The sequence below is a fragment of the Colwellia sp. genome, from assembly GCF_013215345.1.
In the GTDB taxonomy this organism is placed as follows: domain Bacteria; phylum Pseudomonadota; class Gammaproteobacteria; order Enterobacterales; family Alteromonadaceae; genus Colwellia.
The window spans coordinates 1-2737 of record NZ_JABSOV010000233.1 but is presented as its reverse complement, the minus strand read 5'-3'; the positions used below and the strand labels follow the sequence as shown (position 1 = coordinate 2737).

The 2737-nt window shown below is 39.4% G+C and carries 2 protein-coding genes and 1 pseudogene; all 3 read right to left on the bottom strand.

Annotated features, from left to right (window positions below; translation table 11 throughout):
- Nucleotides 1-122 precede the first annotated feature (122 nt).
- Nucleotides 123-1556: a hypothetical protein gene (locus HRT50_RS18530; protein ID WP_291617264.1), complete on the bottom strand. Its 1434-nt coding sequence runs from the start codon at nt 1554-1556 to the stop codon at nt 123-125.
- Nucleotides 1557-2082: 526 nt separating this feature from the next.
- A pseudogene (locus tag HRT50_RS18930) lies at nt 2083-2256 on the bottom strand (hypothetical protein); the annotation flags it as partial.
- Nucleotides 2257-2339: 83 nt separating this feature from the next.
- Complete coding sequence (locus tag HRT50_RS18925) at nt 2340-2429, bottom strand: family 20 glycosylhydrolase (protein ID WP_367238889.1); 90 nt, start codon at nt 2427-2429, stop codon at nt 2340-2342.
- Between the last annotated feature and the right edge of the window lie 308 nt (nt 2430-2737).

Here is a 2737-nt window from a genome sequence, read left to right as displayed (position 1 = left end):
TACCACCCATTAGTTAGCGGAATGAGCAAATAAAATAGCAAGTCTATGATCAGCTTAGAGTCTATTTCAACTAAAAACGGCCACTGTATTGTGGCCTTTTAGAAATTTTATTTTGGGCCTATTTATTTGCTCATTCGTCTTATGGAGAATAAGCCCAAGGCAAATAGCAAGGTTATTGATGGCTCTGGTATTGTGCTGCCCTTTGCACAACGATTCCAGCGATTGTTCGACATTTCCACCCTATTACTAATAAATTGTGCGCAACCTTGCGCGTTTGAAAGATGTATTATCGTGCCGCCATCGATAGCGGGATTAAAGAATGAAGGTGCATTAGTACTCAGCAAAGTGCTTCTATCGGGGGTAAAGTCAGTGAAATCCCATAAGCCGATACCACCCAAAATTGCGTTGTTAACGTTGAATAGTTCATTTCCGCCGGCGTCAGAGTCAATAAAAAATATTGCGCCCAGTTCATGAATACTATCCTGTGAATTTAACGTGCCATCACCCAGTAATATCGATGAGTTGGCAAAGTCAAAATGTGTTCCATCTTTCATTCTAAAAATCACCATGGTGTCTAGCATGGTTTGTAATATCCAATCGGTATTGTCGAGTAAAAATGCCGCACCCTCCATATGAATATCAATAACCGCAATACCGTCGTTATTCCCCGCCGCATCAATAGCATCTAAATCGGTAATAACCGCCGCTTGGGCAATGGAGCTAAGATCATTGATATCAGTAACATGTGCTGAGCCGCCGCCATCTTTAATATTTCGGTTGTCCTTAAAGGTGTTCTCTACAAAGGTTTTACTGAAGGTGGTATCTGCGGTTAAACCAACAATCCAATCACGTTGCGCGGCTAATTCTGCCAATAATGTGGTCGGGTCGTTGAAGCTCACCCCATCTAAAGCATTTAAATCACCCTGTACGTCATCATCGGGATCATAATCTAGGTGATTGGGATCAGTGGGGTCGCCATCATCGGCAAAAAAGCTGTTATTATCTGAAGGGTTTGGAAAACAATCGGCTGCGTCTCGATTACAGTGAATACCAAGGGTGGCATTGACATCAGCATTGGATGAAGTGAATTTTGACAGACTACCGGTTAACGCGACATTACCACTGTAATCAATGCCTTCATAAACCGGACGCGCACCGGGCATTAAATCGGCAGAACCCACAGTATCGCTACCGTGGTCAGGGTCGGTATCGTTAAAGCGGTTACCGGATTTACTTGCATTGACGCCATCGTTAGGCACCCAATAACTGGTAAGGTCTAAACCACCGTTGTAGCCATTGATGCCGCCAACTCGCTGTGAGGGACTGCCGACCGCACTGTTGGAGACCAATTCTTGATCGGCACCAATTTCGACGTTTGACATATCAAAGGCGGAAAATTCATTGTCTTTAATACCTTCGCCGGTGGCGATAACTAAGTACTTTTGAGTTTCCGTCGTCGTAACGGTTGCAAATGCATTAACGCTTAAACACGAACTCATCAAACTCGTTGCGATTAAAAAGTAAGTGTAGGTTGGGGTCACTTTTTTCTTAAACATGATCATAGTTAATCCTCAATTGGAAAAGAGTAACAGGCCAATAAAACAGTGTATTTGGCCAAAACTCAGATGCAACAATAGCTAACTTTCTCGATACGTATAATATGCAATTTTCATGCGATAAGTATAAGCTTATGTAAAATCGCTCTATTGTCTGTTGTGCTTATGTGAAGTTTTAGAAAGTGTAAATATTTCTGACACTATTTATCGCTGAAAAATTGACAATAATGTCTGATTAGGCTGAATATCGGTGACATTTTTAAATTATTCGTTTAGGCTAAAACGCTACCAATTCAAAATTTGTGTGCGCTTGCCGTGGGGTTTTACTTGTTCATTTATTTAATTCATTCAACAAAAACATCGCCGGTGTGCTCAAAACCACTTTCTTTCGCAAAATAAACGAGCTCCATACATTTACTTTTCTGGTTGGCATACTACCATTCGTCACCACCAATAAATAAGTAAGTAAGGTGCATCAAATAAAGGAATAAAATCTTCAAGTAATTCATAGATAAATTCACGCACTTCAACTTTGGTCATATTTAAGATCCAACTGACTTGATTGTTGATTCACTTCGCCAGATAACCATTTCTCTGTCAATATCGAATCACATGAAAAACCGAAGTTTCGATTGTAGTTAACGATATGGGTTGCATATGCAGGTAAGTCAATCTCAGGAATAATCATGACATGGTACTTTGCTGCATAATCTTATTTTTCGCGCCAGCTTTGTTTATTATAAGTTTTTTTGAAGATAATAGAGGGAATTTATCACTTTGTAATTAAAACCCCAACCATTCAGTAAAGTGTAAATGCAAGGTATTGAGTTTGTACCACGCCATATTGCGTATGATTCTTTTTAAGTAATACATACTAAAATCTTTCCACACGACATTTTGCATCAACATTTGTAAAAGCGTTTAATTTGATTATCAAGGTGATTATTGTTGATATGTATAGATGCAAGACGACTAAAATAAATACGTAATTGTTGGACTTACAAGCTTTCGCTAGCCCGTTTTAACCTACGACCTGTATAAATTAAATTTATATCAGCTGTAGCACTGAATGTTAACTTTTCTTATAAGCTAGACAATAACTCTCATTCTACGAACGGAGCAGTCGAAATTACGGTTAAACCTATGGCGCAATGTGCCCCATACTGAGATAGAACGATTAT

Excerpts from the sequence above, each read along its gene's own strand:
- HRT50_RS18530 (WP_291617264.1), bottom strand. The coding sequence starts at position 1,556 with ATGTTTAAGAAAAAAGTGACCCCAACCTACACTTACTTTTTAATCGCA.
- HRT50_RS18925 (WP_367238889.1), bottom strand. The coding sequence starts at position 2,429 with ATGTATTACTTAAAAAGAATCATACGCAATATGGCGTGGTACAAACTC.